15 protein-coding genes are annotated in these 17,095 nt (G+C 71.4%); 8 read left to right on the plus strand and 7 right to left on the minus strand.

Going from position 1 to position 17,095, the window contains the following annotated elements; all coding sequences use genetic code 11:
• Positions 1-307 precede the first annotated feature (307 nt).
• The 4 genes from KI385_RS28430 to KI385_RS28445 all read left to right on the plus strand — a co-directional run bounded on the left by KI385_RS28430 (position 308) and on the right by KI385_RS28445 (position 6,349).
• Positions 308-778 (plus strand): hypothetical protein, encoded by a 471-nt coding sequence (locus tag KI385_RS28430; protein ID WP_238574998.1) that lies wholly within the window; start codon positions 308-310, stop codon positions 776-778.
• A gap of 145 nt (positions 779-923) precedes the next feature.
• The gene (locus tag KI385_RS28435; RefSeq protein ID WP_238574999.1) at positions 924-1,940 is read left to right on the plus strand and encodes a protein kinase family protein; all 1,017 of its coding nucleotides are present in this window, start codon (positions 924-926) and stop codon (positions 1,938-1,940) included.
• Positions 1,941-1,948: 8 nt separating this feature from the next.
• Entirely contained in the window at positions 1,949-4,183 is a 2,235-nt protein-coding gene (locus KI385_RS28440) for a protein kinase domain-containing protein (RefSeq protein WP_238575000.1), read from the plus strand.
• Positions 4,184-4,243: 60 nt separating this feature from the next.
• The gene (locus KI385_RS28445) at positions 4,244-6,349 is read left to right on the plus strand and encodes a serine/threonine-protein kinase (protein WP_238575001.1); all 2,106 of its coding nucleotides are present in this window, start codon (positions 4,244-4,246) and stop codon (positions 6,347-6,349) included.
• A gap of 122 nt (positions 6,350-6,471) precedes the next feature.
• Here the strand turns inward: KI385_RS28445 and KI385_RS28450 are convergent, their stop codons facing one another.
• From KI385_RS28450 to KI385_RS28475, 7 genes are all read right to left on the minus strand, one after another.
• The gene (locus tag KI385_RS28450) at positions 6,472-7,038 is read right to left on the minus strand and encodes a DJ-1/PfpI family protein (protein WP_238575002.1); all 567 of its coding nucleotides are present in this window, start codon (positions 7,036-7,038) and stop codon (positions 6,472-6,474) included.
• Between the two features lie 61 nt (positions 7,039-7,099).
• Complete coding sequence (locus KI385_RS28455) at positions 7,100-7,933, minus strand: MOSC domain-containing protein (protein WP_238575003.1); 834 nt, start codon at positions 7,931-7,933, stop codon at positions 7,100-7,102.
• Between the two features lie 20 nt (positions 7,934-7,953).
• Positions 7,954-8,565, minus strand: a complete 612-nt coding sequence (locus KI385_RS28460) for a nucleoside triphosphate pyrophosphatase (protein ID WP_238575004.1) — start codon at positions 8,563-8,565, stop codon at positions 7,954-7,956.
• A 51-nt stretch (positions 8,566-8,616) separates the two neighbouring features.
• The gene (locus KI385_RS28465) at positions 8,617-10,101 is read right to left on the minus strand and encodes a peptidoglycan D,D-transpeptidase FtsI family protein (protein ID WP_238575005.1); all 1,485 of its coding nucleotides are present in this window, start codon (positions 10,099-10,101) and stop codon (positions 8,617-8,619) included.
• A gap of 135 nt (positions 10,102-10,236) precedes the next feature.
• Positions 10,237-10,365, minus strand: coding sequence for a morphogenic membrane protein MmpB (mmpB, locus tag KI385_RS44010; RefSeq protein WP_280525006.1), 129 nt, complete (start codon positions 10,363-10,365; stop codon positions 10,237-10,239).
• A 126-nt stretch (positions 10,366-10,491) separates the two neighbouring features.
• Positions 10,492-10,704, minus strand: coding sequence for an acyl-CoA carboxylase epsilon subunit (locus KI385_RS28470; protein ID WP_238575006.1), 213 nt, complete (start codon positions 10,702-10,704; stop codon positions 10,492-10,494).
• Positions 10,705-10,744: 40 nt separating this feature from the next.
• On the minus strand, positions 10,745-12,334 hold the full coding sequence (locus tag KI385_RS28475) for an acyl-CoA carboxylase subunit beta (protein ID WP_128510077.1): 1,590 nt from the start codon (positions 12,332-12,334) through the stop codon (positions 10,745-10,747).
• A gap of 131 nt (positions 12,335-12,465) precedes the next feature.
• Here KI385_RS28475 and KI385_RS28480 point away from each other — a divergent pair, with 131 nt between their 5' ends.
• The 4 genes from KI385_RS28480 (at position 12,466) to KI385_RS28495 (ending at position 16,995) form a co-directional block, all read left to right on the plus strand.
• Positions 12,466-13,374, plus strand: a complete 909-nt coding sequence (locus KI385_RS28480) for a biotin--[acetyl-CoA-carboxylase] ligase (protein WP_238575007.1) — start codon at positions 12,466-12,468, stop codon at positions 13,372-13,374.
• A gap of 176 nt (positions 13,375-13,550) precedes the next feature.
• Positions 13,551-14,705, plus strand: a complete 1,155-nt coding sequence (locus KI385_RS28485) for an adenylate/guanylate cyclase domain-containing protein (RefSeq protein WP_238575008.1) — start codon at positions 13,551-13,553, stop codon at positions 14,703-14,705.
• Positions 14,706-14,800: 95 nt separating this feature from the next.
• Positions 14,801-15,601 carry an enoyl-CoA hydratase/isomerase family protein gene (locus KI385_RS28490; protein WP_238575009.1) on the plus strand — a complete coding sequence of 267 codons (801 nt, stop codon included), beginning with the start codon at positions 14,801-14,803 and terminating at the stop codon, positions 15,599-15,601.
• A 266-nt stretch (positions 15,602-15,867) separates the two neighbouring features.
• Positions 15,868-16,995, plus strand: a complete 1,128-nt coding sequence (locus KI385_RS28495; RefSeq protein ID WP_238577883.1) for a GGDEF domain-containing protein — start codon at positions 15,868-15,870, stop codon at positions 16,993-16,995.
• Positions 16,996-17,095 lie beyond the last annotated feature (100 nt).

Genomic DNA, 17,095 nt, shown 5'->3' on the forward strand with positions numbered 1-17,095 from the left:
GTGTGGCCTAGGTCTCGAACTTTGAGCGTCCTGCGAATCGTCAATTCTTTGTGGAGTCCCTACGAATGGGCGAAGGAAACTTTGCGTCCGGCTCCGTCCGTCGGCGCGCCGCCGGCCGCTTGCCCGCACTCATCCGCACCCACTCGTGCAGAACCCTTGCCCCAGCTATTACCCGTTAGTAGCGTGCGCGATGCCCTCTTGTGCTTGAGGTAACAGCTGTACTCGCGTGGCCAACGGTAAGAGCGGCAACCGGCGTCCTCATGGCGCATCGTGCTCGGCAAACGGTGGAAGTGGGGTGGACGGGGTGATGGCGCGACGGCCGGTGGCCTTGGCCGCGGCGGTGGTACTGATCCTGGAGGCGTTCGGGATCGTGCTGCTCAACTGGATCCTGAGCATCGTGGTGGACAGGCAGCAGATGTCCCTGGCCGGGCTGGAGCCCCGCGCGATGTCCACCGGCTCCTGGGTCGGCGGCGGCCTCTTCGGCCTCTACCTCCTCTTCTGCGCCGTCGTCCTGCTCCGCACCGCCCTGCGCGACCGCGCCCCCGGCGGTTTCACCCGTACCGTCCTCATCAGCTGCGCGGTGGTGCACGGCCTCCTGGGCGCCTTCGCCGTCGGCCTGGTCGGCTGGGTCGCGTTCCTCGCGATGATGGTGGTGCTGGGGCTGCTGGTGCTGACACTGGTGGCCTACGGAGAGGGCCGTACGGGTGACGAGGGTGCGGACCGCACTCCGAACGCCGCCCCGAACGGCCCCGCCCCGGCGGCCCCCACCTCCGCCTGACCCGCCCCCGGATTCCGCCGGGCCCGCCTCCTGCCGGCCCGCCCCTAACTCCGCCCGCTCCCGGGCGGATTCGACTCCGCCCGAGACCGCGCGACACGCCCGGGTAGGCTCATCACGCTGTGTCGTCGGACGGGGGATGGTGCGCATGCATGCGCCAGTTGCGGGTACGGGAGGCCGGGCGCGAAGCGGGGCGATGGGCCCGATCGGCCCGTACGCGGTGCTCCGCGGGCTGGACGACGAGACGTCCGGCATACCCGTACCGGAGCAGCGGTTCATCGGGCGGAGCGCGGACGGCGACCGTACGGTGCTGATCAGCGTCCCGCTGCCGGGGGCCGACCCCGGGCGGTTCCTGGCCGAGGCGGAGGCCTCGCGCTATCTGCTCGGTCCGTGGTCCTCACCGGCCACCGAGCTCGCGGCGCCCGGCGACGCCCCCTGGTACGCCCGCCCGTACCTCCCCGCGGTCCCGTTGCCCACCGCGCTCGCCCTGTACGGCGGGCCGCTGCCCGAACGCACCGTACGGGCGCTCGGCGCGGCCCTCGTGGAGACCCTGATCATCGGGCACGGGCAGAACCTGATCCACGCCGGCGTGTCCCCCGCGGCCGTGCTGCTGGCCGCGGACGGGCCCCGGCTCACCTGCTTCGGGGCGGTACGGGCCGCGGCCGAGGACGGCACACCGCGCTCCGGACTGCCGGGCCTGGAATCGGGGAGCCTGCCGCCGGAGCAGGCGAACGGCGGGCGACCGCACCCGATGGGCGATGTCTACGCGCTCGGCGCGACGCTCGCCTACGCCGCCACCGGCTACACCGTGCCGGAGCGGGAAGAGCTGCCGGCCGCCTTGCGGACCGTCATCACGGGCTGTCTGTCCCGGGACCCGACGGTCCGGCCACGCCCCGCCGAGCTGCTGGACGCGCTCAGCCCGATCGCCGACGACGCCACCTCGGCACCCGCACCCGCACCCGCACCCGAGGCCCCGGCCGGCTTCGCCGCCGCTGCGCCGTCCCCCGCCACCGTGCTCGACGCCGCCGGGAACCCCGCCGGCCGCGCCGCCGCCGCGCTCGGCCCCGGCTGGCTGCCCGGCCGGATCATCGCGGCCCTCGCCCGCCAGTCGGCCGAGTTGCTGGCCGCCAACATCCCGCTTCCGCCCGCCGCACGCCAGGACTGACGCCCGCCATGCCTTCCCCTCTCGCCCACGACGACCCGCCCGGCCTGGGCCCGTACCGCCTGATCGCCCGGCTGGGCAGCGGCGGCATGGGCACCGTCTATCTCGGCCGCTCCCCGGGCGGCCGGACCCTGGCGCTCAAGACGATGCACGCCAGGATCGCCACGGAAACCGCATTCCGTACCCGCTTCCGGCTGGAGTCGGACGCCGCCCGGGTCATCGGCGGACGCTACGGCGCCCAGGTCGTCGACGCCGATCCGCTCGCCGAAACCCCCTGGATGGCCACCGAGTACGTCCTCGGCCCGCCGCTCGACGAGGCGGTGGAGCTGGCCGGCCCGCTGCCCGAGGCATCCGTACGGGCCCTGGGGGCGGCGCTGTGCGGGGCGCTCGGTCAACTGCACCACTCCGATGTCGTGCACCGTGACCTCAAACCGTCGAACATCATGGTCACGGCCCACGGCCCGAAGGTCATCGACTTCGGTATCGCCCGCGCCCTCGGCGATGTCCGGCTGACCCACACCGGCGCCGCGGTCGGCACCCCCGCGTTCATGTCGCCGGAACAGGCCACCGGAGAGGAGCACACCCCGGCCGGTGACGTCTTCGCGCTCGCCGGCGTCCTGGTCTTCGCCGCCACCGGCCACGGCCCGTTCGGCGACGGCCGGCCCGCGGACCTCCTCTACCGGGTCCGCTACGGCGAACCGGACCTCACCGGCACCCCCGCCGCCCTCGTCCCGATCCTCTCCCGCTGCCTGGCCAAGGACTCCGCGGAGCGCCCGACCACCGCCGAGCTTTCCTCTCAACTCCATGACGGCAGCGGGGAGTTCGCCGACCATCTGCCGGCCGCGGTGCTCGCGGAGATCGGGCGGCGGGCGAGCGAGGTCTGGCAGATCGTCCCGCAGCGTCTGCCGGCACCGGCCGACCAGCCGCCGACCGTGCCGTCCGCCGACGCCCCCACCGCGAGCGGTCTCTCCCGCCGGGGGCTGCTGATGGCCGGGGCGGGGTCCGTACTCGGCGTGGCCGGGGCCGGGGCGGGCGTATGGGCGTGGCTGGGGCGGAGCGAGCCGGGGACGGGGCCGGCGGGGCCGTACAAGAAGCCGACGCCGGGGCCGAGCGTCAGCGCGCTGAAGAGGGAAAAGCTGGACTCGGTGTGGCAGATCCAGTCCGGTGGCCCCAGTGAGGATCAGTCGCCCGAAGTGCCCTTCGTGGCCGGCGACCTGGCTATCTTGGTGGCCGGTGCCGAAGCGCGCGGCATCGACCCGAAGTCCGGTGACTCGAAATGGCCGCCGATCTCGCTGTGGACGGATGACTCCTGGCAGGTCGTCTCGGACGGCAAGCGCGTCTATCAGAACGTGAGAGTCGAGGAACGTGCCGAGGGCAGCGCGTTCCCGAAATCCGTCTCATGGTTCATCGCACGCGTCGACCTCGCCACGGGCAAGGCCGGAAAGCACCTTGCCGCGGTGTCGGACGCCCAGCACGGCGGCCTCAACGCCCGATTGCTGGCGGTCGCCGGCGACACGCTCTACATGGCGATCTCCCACGGGAAGGTCAAGGGGTACGATCGCCTGCTTCCCTGGTCCGTGACCGCCGTGGACCTCACCACGGGGCGCCGGCCGTGGAACGATCCGCTGCCGTTCCATCCCGCCAAATCTCACCGGCATCACTTCCTCGCAGCCAAGGCCGCCGGCAACCGGCTGCTGCTCCTCCAGGAGATGAACGACGGCAAGGTCCGGGTCGTCGCCCGTGACATCCGTACCGGGAAGGTCGCCTGGGAGAAGCCGTGGGACGGCGTCAAGCCGGCCGACGTGCACCACCCGCTGACGGCCGACGGCAAGCACCTCTACCTGGGCACCGGACGGTTGCGGGCGCTGCGGCTGAGCGACGGCGGGCAGGCGTGGGAATCGGCCGCAGGGAAGAGCTACGGGCCGCCGGTCCTGAAGGACGGTGTGGTGTACGCGGTGGAGAAGGGCCTCGGCCTCGTGGGGGCCGACGCCGGCAGCGGGAAGCCGCGATGGACGGAGAAGGGCGGCGACGGCGCGCAGGCGTCCCTCACGTCCCGCCCCGTCATCGGCTCCCGGTACGCGTACACGTACAGCGAGAGTGCGGGGGCGCTCCGGGCGATCGGCCTCGCCTCGCGCACCACCGACCACCTCTACAAGGCCAACGGCAACCGCTTCACCGCGCATGAGCAGAGCAAGATGATCATCGCGTCGGGGGAGCACTTCCTCGCCGGATTCCCCCTCCAGTAGCCCCACGGACAGACCCACGGCCAGCCCTCCACCGACCTCCGCAGAAAGCCACCATCACCCATGAACCCCCTCGGCACCGGCGATCCCCTGCGCCTCGGCCCGTACCGCCTGCTCGGTGTGCTCGGCGAAGGCGGTATGGGCAAGGTCTACGTCGGACAGGACGGCGCCGGGACCGTCGCCGCGGTCAAGGTGCTCCGGCCCGAGCTCACCGACGAGGCGAACCTCGTGCAGCGCTTCGTCCGTGAGGCGCAGGCGGCGCAGGCCGTGACCAGCAAGGGCGTGGCGTGCGTCCTCGGCGCGCAGACCGAGGGCGGCCGCCCGTGGATCGCCACCGAGTTCCTGACCGGACCGACCCTCGACGAAGCCGTCGAGGCGTACGGCCCGTTCGACGAACCGGCCGTACGCGCCATCGCCGCGTCGATCGCCCGCACTCTGGCGGACATTCACGCCGCGGGCCTGATCCACCGCGACCTCAAGCCCCCGAACATCGTCCTGACGTCGGACGGCCCGCGTGTCATCGACTTCGGTATCGCCCGCCCGGAGCACGGCCTCACCCTCACCACCACCGGACAGATCCCGGTCACGCCGGGCTACGGCGCCCCCGAACAGGTCCTGGGCCGCCGTGTCGCGGCCCCCGCCGACATCTTCTCCCTCGGCGCGGTCCTGGCCTACGCGGCCAGCGGTCGACGGGCCTTCGACGCCACCCATATCGCCGCCCTCCAGTACAAGGTCGTCCACGACGAGCCCGACCTGGACGGCGTCCCGGAACAGCTTCGGGCGCTCATCGCCCCCTGCCTCGCCAAGGACCCGGCCGCCCGGCCCACCCCGGCCCAGATCGACGCGGCCTTCGCGCCGCCCAAGGGAGCCGAACGGGCCTGGCGGCGCGGCAAGGTGGCCGGCGCGATCAAGGAGCGGGAGAGCCGGATCCATGAGCTGACCACGTTGGTCCTGCCCGAGGCGTCCGGCTCCCCGAACGCGGTGACCCGGCGCCGGCTCCTCACCGGCCTGGCCGCGGGTGGGGTGGTCCTCGCGGCGGGCGGCGGCGCGGCCGTCGCGCTCTGGCCGCCCGGCCACACCCCGGCGCCCAGGAAGAAGGTCGACCTCTTCGCCTTCCCACCGGCCGTCAAGACCCCCGAGGCGCATGTGCTGTCCGCGGACGACGGTGACTACATCGTCGGCGGGTCGCCGAAGGCGCTCTGGGGCCCGGTCGAGGTGCTCGCCGACGACACCCCGGCGCCGCTGCCCGTACGCGACGTCATCGTCTTCGGCGCGGCCGGCGGCGGGATCGCGGCCCACAACGTCGTGGACGGCAAACGCCGTTGGGCCGTACGTGACGTCAGCGCGCCCAGCCGCTATCTCTCCCTCTCGGACCGGCTGATCGCCGCCGCCGACACCAAGGGCACGATCCGCACCTTCGTCGCCTCGACGGGCGAGCCCCGCTGGACCGTCGACGCCGATGCGAGCGTCCTCCTGGCCGCCGACGACGAGGCGGTCTACGTCCTGACGAAGGACCACCAACTCCGCGCCGTCCGCCGCTCCGACGCCAAGATCCGCTGGACGGCGAAGATCGCCGCCAACTACCGCACCAAGATCAAACCTCCGGGTGCCGTCGCTCACGGCCGCCTGATCCTCTCCACCAGCGACGGCAACGTGCTCGCCGTCGACACGGCCGACGGCCACCAGGTGTGGGAACTGCGGGGCCAAGGAACCGGCATGATCCGCCCGGCCGTCCACGGCACCACCGTCTACCTCAACGGCAAGACGCTCACCGCCCGCCGGATCGGCGACGGCAAGAAGCTGTGGTCGATCGAGGAGCAGGACGCGTGGGACAGGCACGAGGACTGGAGCCCGCCGACGGTCTTCGACGATGACACCGTCTGCGCCGCGCACGGCCAGTGGCCCAGCATCAGGAAGACCAGCGACGGCAGCGAAATCCAGGGCGGGAACGGGGAGAGCGCCTACGGCCTCCCGGTGTTCATCCACGGGCGCGCCCTCTGGTCCATCGAGGGCGAGCCCTGGTACCGGGTGTACGCGGCGGATCTGACGACCGGCGTCACCGTCCTGACGTATCAGCTCCCCAAGTCCGAGCGTTCGTGGCTGGTGGCGGACGGCAACCGGGTGTTCATCCTCAACGACACGTCGCTCTACGCGCTGCCGGTGCCCTGAGCGCCTGGTGTGCCACGGCCCGGTGATCCGGGGCCGGGTGTGCCGCGGAGGGAGCCGACGGCCGCAGTCCGGCCGACGGGCCGGTGCCCGTGCGGCGGACTGCGGCGGGCCACCGGGGCCGCTCAGCCCTGGACGGGCGCCTCCTCCCGCAGTACACGCAGGAAGGCGCGCATCCAGTCCGGGTGATCGTTCCAGGCGCGGGCGGAGACGACCTTGCCGTCGACGACCGCCGAGCCGTCGACGAACGTGCCGCCGCCCATTTCCACGTCCGGCGCGCAGGCCGGGTATGAGGCGGTGCGGCGGCCCTTGAGGACGCCGAGGGGGGCGAGGGTGATGGCGGCGTGGCAGATGTGGGCGACGGGCTTGTCGGCGTCGAAGAAGTGGGTGACCACGCGCCGGTAGTCGGTGTCGTTGCGGAGGTACTCGGGGGCCCGGCCGCCCGGGAGGACCAGCGCGGCGTACTCGGCCGGGTCGACCTCGGACAGGGCGAGGTCGGACGGCCAGGAGTGGCCCGCCCGTTCGATGTAGGTGTCGAAGTTGTCGACGAAGTCGTGCACGACGAACTGCAGCTTCTTGCGTGACGGAGCCGCGATCCGGACCTCGTAGCCCTCCTCCAGCAGCCGCTGGTAGGGGTAGAAGAACTCCAGATCTTCGGTGGCGTCGCCGGCGATGATCAGGATCTTGGGCATGTGCGCACTCCTCATGAGGCGGGACTGATCGGTCTGATCCGGCTGATCGGGCCGTATCGGATCAATCGGTTCCCCACGCCGTGACGTTGAATGCGTCGCCCACCGCCACCTTTCCGGTCGCCAGCACGGAGAACTTCGAGCCGAACGCCACCCCGCCCTCGGGCACCCGCCGGTAGGAGGCGAGCGTGCGCAGCGGCTCCGGGCCCTGCTTCGTCCCCGTCGGCTGGTCGACCAGGGTGACGGCACAGCGGATGGCGAGCTTGGCGAACCCCAACTCACCGCCGCCGACCGTGATCCGCCGCGCCCCGTCCTCCGTCTGCGGCTCGTCCCATCCGTCCACGACGATGTTGGGCCGGAAGCGCTCCATCGGGACCGGGGCGCGGCCTGCGGCGGTGATACGGGCGTTGAGGTCGTCGAGGGAGGCCCGGGAGAGGACGTGTACGGCGCTGCTGTCGGCGAAGCCGGAGGTGCCGGGGGTGAGGCCGTCGGTCACCCGGTCGTGCTCCGGCGGTACGCGGACGAGCCGGCTGGGCGCGCCGAGCACTTCGGAGAGCCAGCCGGCCGCCGCTTCGCCCTGGTCGACGGCGCGGTACGGCATCCCGAACATCTCGATGTCCGACCGGGGCGCCCCGGCTTCGCCGCCGAGGTCGACAGCGAAGCGGAGCGGCTCGACTCCCGGCGCCGACAAGGTGAGTTGGGATCCGTCGGCGCTCACCTCGGGGCGTACCGTCGCCAGCCGCGGGTCCTTTCGCTGGCTGCGGAAGACGCCGTCCGCCGCGACCACCATGAAGCTGCGGTCATGCGCCAGGCCGGCCGGCGTCAGCTCCGCCTCGGCGGTCGGGACGCCGGCGCACCCCTTGACGGGGTAGCTGATCAGTTCGACAACGGTTGCCATGCGGGCAGCCTATGAGGAACTCAGGTCCACAGATCGGTAATTGCCACGTCCAGGTCGGCGAGGAGGCGGCGGAGCAGCGGCAGGGAGAGGCCGATGACATTGCCGGGGTCGCCGTCGATGCCGTCGATGAAGGGGGCGGAGCGGCCGTCGAGGGTGAAGGCGCCGGCGACGAAGAGGGGCTCGCCGCTTTCGACGTAGGCGGCGATCTCGTCGTCGGTGGGCTCGCCGAAGCGGACCGTGGTCGAGGCGGTGGCGGACACCTGGCGGCCGGCCGCGGTGTCGATGACGCAGTGGCCGGTCCGCAGGATGCCGGAGCGGCCCCGCATGGACTTCCAGCGGGCGGTGGCGTCCTCAGCGTCGGCGGGCTTGCCGAGCGCCCGGCCGTCCAGCTCCAGGACCGAGTCACAGCCGACGACCAGCGCGCCCGCGGCCTCCGGGCGGGCGGCGACGGCGGCGGCCTTCGCCTCGGCCAGTATGCGGGCCAGCTCACCGGGGGTGGCGGCGGTCAGGGCGTCCTCGTCGACGCCGCTGACGACGACCTCGGGCGCCAGCCCGGCCTGGCGCAGCAGGGCCAGGCGGGCGGGGGACTGGGAGGCGAGGACGAGACGGCGGGGGCGGGGCTCTTCGGTCATGCCCGCCATCGTACGGAGCCCCCGGGGACCGGGTCCGGCCGGACGGTCGGACTACTTGTTCAGCACCGCTTCCATGACCGACTTCGCGATCGGGCCGCCCAGCTTGCCACCGGCGATCTCCTCCCGGGGGATGTCCATGTCCTTGGGGTCGACGAAGACGGCGACCGCCACCGGGGAGCTGCCGTCGCTCTGCTTGGCGTAGGAGACGAACCAGGCGTAGGGACGCTCGTCGTTGACGTTCGCGCCGTGCTGGGCGGTGCCGGTCTTGCCGCCGACCGTCACGCCGTCGATCTTGGCCTTGTTGGCGGTGCCCTCCGAGACGGTGTACTCCATCATCTCCTGCACCTTCTTCGCGGTGTCGGCGGAGACGGCCTGGGACATCATCTTGGGCTCGATCTTCTCGATCGTCGACAGATCGGAGCCGCGCACCTCGTCGACGATGTGCGGCATCATCAGCTTGCCGTCATTGGCCATCGCGGCGGCCACCATCGCCATCTGCATCGGCGTGCTGGTCAGGCTGCCCTGGCCCATGCCGGTCAGCGCGGTCTGCGGCTTGTCGAGCTTGTCGGGGTAGAGGCTCTTGGTCGCCAGCAGGTCGCCGAGGTCCTTGTCGTAGACGTCGGAGTTGAAGCCGAACTTCTGCGCGGTCTCGCGCATCTTGTCCTTGCCGACCTTCAGCGCGGTGTCGAGGAAGACGTTGTTGCAGGACCACTGCATGCCGGTCTTGAGGGAGGCCTTGTCGCAGGGCGCGCCGGCGACATCGTTGCCGATCTTCGTCGTGCTGAGCGGCAGTTGGTACGGGGCGGCGGCGCCCGACGAGGCGTTGATATCGCTGACCACGCCGTGCTCCAGGGCGGCCGCCGCGGTGAGGATCTTGAACGTGGAACCGGGAGCGAAGGTCTCGCGCAGCGCCCGGTTGCTCAGCGGCTTGCTCTTGTCGGCGTCCAGCGCCTGGAACTTCTTGCCCTCGGCGTTGGAGATCCCGGCGAAGACCGACGGGTCGTAGGAGGGGGTGGAGGCCAGCGCGAGGACCCTGCCGTCGCGCGGGTCCAGGGCGACCACCGCGCCCTTGGCGTTGAGGTCGGTCAGCCCCTTGTACGCGGCCTTCTGCGCCTTGGGGTCGATGGTGGTGAGGACATCGCCGCCGCGCGGCTTCTCGCCGGTCAGGATGTCCTTGGCGCGCTTGAGGGCGAGCCGGTCGTCCTTGCCGCTGAGCACCTTGTTGTAGATGCCCTCCAGGAGGGTCGTGCCCTGGGCCTGCGAGGCGAAGCCGGTGATCGGCGCGTACATCGGACCGTCCTTGTACGTCCGCTTGTACTTGAAGTCGCCGGAGGTCGCCACGGAGCCGGTGATCGGCTTGCCGCCGACGATGATGTTGCCGCGCGGGTAGGAGAACGCCTCGATCTTGACGCGGCGGTTGTTCGGGTCGTTGGCGAGCTCGTTGCCCTGGACGAACTGGACCCAGGTCGCGCGGGCCAGCAGCGCCAGCACCAGCACCCCGCAGAAGACGGCTATATGCCTCAGCGGCCTGTTCATCGCTCTCCCACTCCCGTCGGCCGGCGCCCCGGCGGCGGACGCCCGAATTGCGCTGTCGAGAGGGAAAGAGGGGATTTCAGCGGCAATGGTTGCGGGTGGAAAGTGTGAGCGTCGCCTCCCCGCGGACGGGAACGGTCACCTTCCGGAGAGCAGGACCATCAGCACCACCGCGGCCACGGCCAGCACAATGCCCATCCGGCGGAGCTTGACCTGCACATCGCGCAGCTCCTCGGGCGGTTCATCGGGCGGATCTGACCACAGCATGTATCGATCCTGTGCCCGTCGTGCGCGCGGCGCCTGAGTACGCGTACTCAGGCGCCGCGGCGCAAAGGACTAGTCAGTGCACCATGCACCGACCTGAGCCATGGGTCACCGTTCGATTTCAGCCGGTCAACGCGGCCAGTAACTCGTCCGCCAGGCACGCGGGCCCGGGTGCGGCATACGGGCCCGCGCCGGAACCGTGGAAGCCGGGTCCGACCATTCACTGCGACGGTCGGTGCCACCGGGCGCGACAGCGGCGGCCGCTGCCGCGCGGGCCTGGACCACCGCCAGTGCGGCGGCCAACTCCTCAGGGGTGGGATTACCTCGCACGACCTTGATCATCGAGACCGGGCCTCCTTCGACGGTCGGTGGTTGCTGCCGGTCAGAGCGGGATGTTGCCGTGCTTCTTCGGCGGCAGCGCCTCGCGCTTGTTACGCAGCGTGCGCAGCCCGCGGACGATGTGCCGGCGCGTCTCGGACGGCATGATCACCGCGTCGACATAGCCGCGCTCGGCCGCGACATACGGGTTGAGCAGGGTGTCCTCGTACTCCTGGATCAGCTCCTGGCGCCGCTCGTCCTGCGCGGCCGGGTCCTCGATCGCGGCCAGCGTGCGGCGGTGCAGGATGTTGACCGCGCCCTGCGCGCCCATGACGGCGATCTGCGCGGTCGGCCAGGCCAGGTTGAGATCGGCACCCAGGTGCTTGGAGCCCATGACGTCATACGCGCCACCGAACGCCTTACGCGTGATGACCGTGATCAGCGGGACCGTCGCCTCCGCATACGCGTAGATCAGCTTGGCGCCGCGCCGGATGATCCCGTCGTACTCCTGGTCCGTCCCCGGCAGGAAGCCCGGCACGTCCACGAACGTCAGCACCGGGATGTTGTACGCATCGCAGGTCCGCACGAAGCGCGCGGCCTTCTCGCTGGCATTGATGTCCAGGCAGCCGGCGAACTGCATCGGCTGATTGGCGACGATGCCCACCGAATGGCCCTCGACCCGCCCGAAGCCGGTCAGGATGTTCGGCGCGAACAGCGCCTGGGTCTCCAGGAATTCATTGTCGTCCAGGACATGCTCGATCGCGACATGCATGTCGTACGGCTGGTTCGCCGAGTCCGGGATCAGGACATCGAGCTCACGGTCGGTGTCCGAGGTCTCCAGATCCGCCTCCTCCGGGAAGGCCGGCGGCTCGGAGAGGTTGTTGGACGGCAGGTACGACAGCAGACCCTTGACGTACTCGATGGCGTCCTTCTCGTCCCCCGCCATGTGGTGCGCCACACCCGAGGTGGTGTTGTGCGTACGGGCGCCGCCCAGCTCCTCGAACCCGACATCCTCACCGGTCACGGTCTTGATGACGTCAGGACCGGTGATGAACATGTGCGAGGTCTGGTCGACCATGACCGTGAAGTCGGTGATCGCGGGCGAGTACACCGCGCCACCCGCACACGGCCCGACGATCAGCGAAATCTGCGGCACCACACCCGACGCATGCACATTGCGCCGGAAAATCTCCGCGAACAGCCCCAGGGCGACGACGCCCTCCTGAATCCGGGCGCCACCGCCGTCGTTGATCCCGACGACCGGACACCCGTTCTTCAGCGCGAAGTCCATCACCTTGACGATCTTCTCGCCGTAGACCTCGCCGAGCGATCCGCCGAAGATCGTGAAGTCCTGCGAATAGACGCAGACCGGCCGCCCGTCGACGGTGCCGTAACCGGTGACGACACCATCTCCGTAGGGACGGTTCTTCTCGATCCCGAAGTTGGTCGACCGATGCCGCGCGAACTCGTCCAGCTCGACGAACGAGCCCTCGTCCAGCAGCAGATCGATGCGCTCACGCGCCGTCAACTTCCCCTTCGCGTGCTGCTTTTCCACTGCACGGGCGGATCCGGCATGCGTGGCTTCTTCGACCCGTCGCTGCAGATCCGCCAATTTGCCCGCGGTGGTGTGGATGTTTGCTTCCGGCTCGGACATCGGGATGCGGCTCCTGCTCGTCCTGGACTGGTGCTCGTACTGAGGGTGGTACGGGTTTGGCTACCGACTCGTAGCGTATCGGCGGGACTGCTCAGCGGCACTGCGTCGTTGACCACACCTAGGCTGGTGCCATGACCCCTCAACCACCGGAAAACCGGGACAAAGAAACCGGCCGCTGGAGCGATCTGGGCCGTCCCCCGCTCAACGCCACCGCGCTGCGCCGCGCCCTGGTACGCCCCGGCGCCCTCTGGACCTCTCTTGACGTCGTTCCCGCCACCGGCTCCACCAACACCGACCTGGCGGCCCGCGCGGCCAAGGGCGAGGCGGAGGGCGCCGTGCTGGTGGCCGAGGAACAGTCCGCCGGCCGCGGCCGCCTCGACCGCACCTGGTCGGCCCCGCCCCGCTCCGGTCTCTTCTTCTCCGTCTACCTCACCCCCCGCGTCCCCCTGGAACGCTGGGGTTGGCTCCCCCTGCTCGCCGGCGTCGCCACCGCCACCGCGCTCTCCCGCACGGCCGGCATCGACACCGCACTCAAGTGGCCCAACGACCTCCTGGCGAATTCCCCCGAGGACTCCGACAAGCCCGGTCCAGGGGGGATCCCCACCGGCGCGGAACGCAAGATCGGCGGCATCCTCGCCGAACGAGCCGGCCAGGGCGTGGTCATCGGCATCGGCCTCAATGTCACCCTCACCGCCGCGGAACTCCCCGTGCCCACCGCCGGCTCCCTCACCCTGGCCGGCGCCCGCACCACCGACCGCGACCCGCTGCTGCGCGCCGTACTCCGTTCACTGGAGCACTGGTACGGCGAGTGGCAGACCGCCGACGGCGACCCCGTCGCCAGCCGCCTCCAGGAGGCCTATGTGGCCGGCTGCGCCACCCTGGGCCGCTCCGTACGCGCCGAACTCCCCGGCGACACCGAGATCCTCGGCGAAGCCGTGGCCATCGACGGCGACGGCCGCCTGGTCCTGGCCACGGGTGACGGCGTACAGCAGCCCGTGGCGGCGGGCGACATCGTCCACCTGCGCCCGGCGGACGGCTGACCCGGTACGGCACGGCCGCCGCCCGGCGTGTCCCCACCTCTTCCGTGGTCAGAGCGGGCATGTGAGAGTGAGCCAGAGCACACCTGCCGTATCGTTGAGGCGGTCCGCCAGGGAGCGGACCACCGGCGAGCAGTGATCGGAAGGGCAGTGCGCAGGGATCGGACAGGGAGCGGCCGGTGACCGCCGACGACTCGGGCGCCGCCCCGCGCGACATGGACACCGAGGACGATGCCGTGAGCGACGTCCCCGTCGGCGATCCCTCAGGGGCCGCCGACGAGGGCGACGAGAACACCATCGCCATCCGCCTCGAACAACTCATCCTCGGCGCCGACCGCCGCTACACGCCGTTCCAGGCGGCCCGCGGCGCCGGCGTCTCGATGGATCTCGCGGCCCGCTTCTGGCGGGCGATGGGCTTCGCCGACATCGGCCAGGTCAAGGCTCTGACCGAGGCCGATGTGCTGGCCCTGCGCCGCCTCGCCGGTCTCGTCGAGGCCGGTCTGCTCAGTGAGGCCATGGCCATCCAGGTCGCGCGCTCCACGGGCCAGACCACCGCCCGCCTCGCCGACTGGCAGATCGACTCCTTCCTGGAGGGCCTCACCGAACCCCAGGACTCCGGCCTGACACGTACGGAGATCACCTATCCGCTGGTCGAGCTGCTGCTCCCCGAGCTGGAGGAGTTCCTCGTCTACGTCTGGCGGCGGCAGCTCGCCGCCGCCACCGGCCGGGTCGTACGGGCCCAGGACGACGCCGAGATGGTCGACCGGCGGCTGGCCGTCGGCTTCGCGGACCTGGTGGGCTTCACCCGCCTGACCCGCCGCCTGGAGGAGGAAGAACTGGGCGAGCTGGTGGAGGCTTTCGAGACCACCTGCTCCGACCTGGTGGCCGCGCACGGCGGCCGGCTCATCAAGACCCTCGGCGACGAGGTCCTCTTCTCGGCCGACGACGCGGGTGTCGCCGCCGAGATCGGGCTGCGCCTGATCGAGACGATGACCAACGACGAGACGATGCCCGAGCTGCGGGTCGGCATCGCCTTCGGCACGGTCACGACCCGGATGGGCGATGTCTTCGGTACGACGGTCAACCTCGCCAGCCGCCTCACCTCGATAGCGCCGAAGGACACCGTGCTGGTGGACGAGGCGTTCGCGGAGGAGCTGGGCCGGATCGGCGACGCACCCGTCTCCGAGGCGGACGCCGCGGCCGCGGAGAAGGCGGCCGAGGAGGGCACGGGCGAGGCGCCGCCGTCCTACCGCTTCGCCCTGCAGCCGATGTGGCAGCGGCCGGTGCGTGGCCTGGGCGTCGTGGAGCCGTGGCTGCTGAGCCGCCGCAGCTGACCGAGCCCGTTGCCTTCCCTTCCGTCCTGTCCCGCGGACGCTCCACCTGACATGATCCCCACTTCAGGTCAACGTCCGTTAACAGGGAGGGCCGCATGGAACGGCAACGGTTCGGAGCCGACGGCTGGGTCGCCGTCGAGCGCCATGGCTTCGTGGCGGAACTGGTCATGGACCGTCCCAAGGCCATGAACGCCGTCTCGACGGCCATGGCCGACAGCCTGGCGCAGGCCTGCGCCGAGCTGTCCGCGGACCGCTCCGTACGGGCGGTGGTCCTCAGCTCCACCCATGAGCGGGCGTTCTGCGTGGGCGCCGACCTCAAGGAGCGCAATTCCTTCACCGACGCGGATCTGATGCGCCAGCGCCCGCACACCCGCGCCGCCTACACCGGCGTACTGGAACTGCCGATGCCCACCATCGCCGCGGTGCACGGTTTCGCGCTCGGCGGCGGCTTCGAGCTGGCGCTGGCCTGCGATCTGATCGTCGCGGACGGTACGGCGGTGGTCGGTCTGCCGGAGGTGTCGGTGGGCGTCATCCCGGGCGGCGGGGGCACCCAGCTGCTGCCGCGCCGGGTGGGCGCGGCCCGGGCGGCCGAGCTGGTGTTCACCGCGCGCCGGGTGCCGGCGGCCGAGGCCGCGGAGCTGGGCCTGGTCGACCAGGTGGTGGCGGACGGGCAGGACCGCGCCGAGGCGCTGGAGCTGGCGGCCAAGATCGCCCGTAACTCGCCGGTGGGTCTGCGCGCGGCCAAGCGCGCGATGCGGCTGGGGCACGGCCTGGACCTGCGGACCGGCCTGGACCTGGAGGACGGTGCGTGGCGCAGCGTGGCCTTCTCCGGGGACCGCGCGGAGGGCGTGGCGGCCTTCAACGAGAAGCGGGACCCGGAGTGGCCCGGCGAGTGAGACGGCGCCGGACGGCGAGCCACCGGTGACTCTCCGTAAGGGATTCCGTGCGCCCCTGCCAACGTGCCCCCAAAGTGGCCCGGTTCGCCCTCCACCAGGGATGAAGCGCATCACGGCCGGGTGTCAATCACGTACGGAAAGGGGCGAAAGGGGTTAAACATTCCTACGCTGTAGTACAGAGCGTGCTCACGGTGACGGAATGCGAGGATCCGGTGACGGGCGAGGGCGATGCGAGGCTGCGGGCCGTGGTGGAGCTGGCGCAGGCGATGGCGGCCGCGCATACGCCGCGAGAATCGGCGCACGCCGCGGCACAGGGCGTGCGCCAGGCCCTGGGCGGCTCTTTCGCGGCGATCTCGAAATGGGAGCGCGAACTGGGCAAGCTGCGGGTGCTGGTCAATATCGGCGAACTCGCCGAGGGCGAGGAGGAGTTCCCGGAAGACGAGAGCTACCCCGTACACGAATTCCCGGAGATCGTCGGCTTTCTGCACGAGCAGTGGGCCGGCGGCGGTGAGCCCAGCGCCTGGGTGGAGACCGCGGAAGGCGGCCCGGCGCCCGGGGAGCCGCCGCAGGGCCGGGCCGGGGCGGGGCGGGGTGGCTCCGGAAACCAGCAGCGGGTGGCCGCGCTGCGCCGCCGCGGCCGTGGCTGCTGTGTGGTCGCGCCGATCGTGCTGCACGGCCGGGCGTGGGGTGAGCTGTATGTCGCCCGGCGCACCGGCGAGCCGGTGTTCGGGCGGGCGGACGCCGACTTCGCGAGCGTGCTCGCCGCCGTGACGGCCGCCGGTATCGCCCAGACCGAGCGTCTGGCGGAGGCCCGTAGGCTGGCCTTCACCGACGCGCTGACCGGCCTCGCCAACCGCCGGGCCGTCGATATGCGGCTGGACGAGGCGCTGGAGCTGCACCGCCTGGACGAGGCGGTGGTCAGCCTGGTGGTGTGCGATCTCAACGGGCTGAAGCTGGTGAACGACTCGCGCGGCCATGCGGTCGGCGACCGTCTGCTGGAACGATTCGGCTCGGTGCTGTCCCTGTGCGGCGCGATGCTGCCCGGCACGCTCGCGGCCCGGCTCGGCGGCGATGAATTCTGTCTGCTCGCGGTGGGCCCGCCGGCCGACGAGGTGGTCAAGGTGGCCGGTGAACTGTGCGAACGGGCCGGGGAGTTGGACCTCGGTGAGGGCGTCGCCGTGGGTGTCGCCTCGACCGGCGACCCGATCGGGCCGGTGCACAGCGCCCGCCGGCTCTTCCGGCTCGCGGACGCCGCGCAGTACAAGGCCAAGGCGGCGCGGTCGGGCGAGCCGGTGGTCGCCGGGCGGCACGGCGGCAGGGACGACCCGGTCGTACGGCTCGCGGACGCCCCGGACCGGCGGCCGGGGCCGGAGCGTCGACGCTTCCGGAGGTGAGGAGCCAGTTCGTGCCGCACACACCGGGGTCGTTTGCACACCCCCGGTCCCTTGCGTGTACTCCGGGTAAGGGGTGATCCCGAAATCCGGTGGTGACATC

This window comes from Streptomyces inhibens (genome assembly GCF_022221585.1).
Taxonomy (GTDB): Bacteria; Actinomycetota; Actinomycetes; order Streptomycetales; family Streptomycetaceae; genus Streptomyces; species Streptomyces inhibens.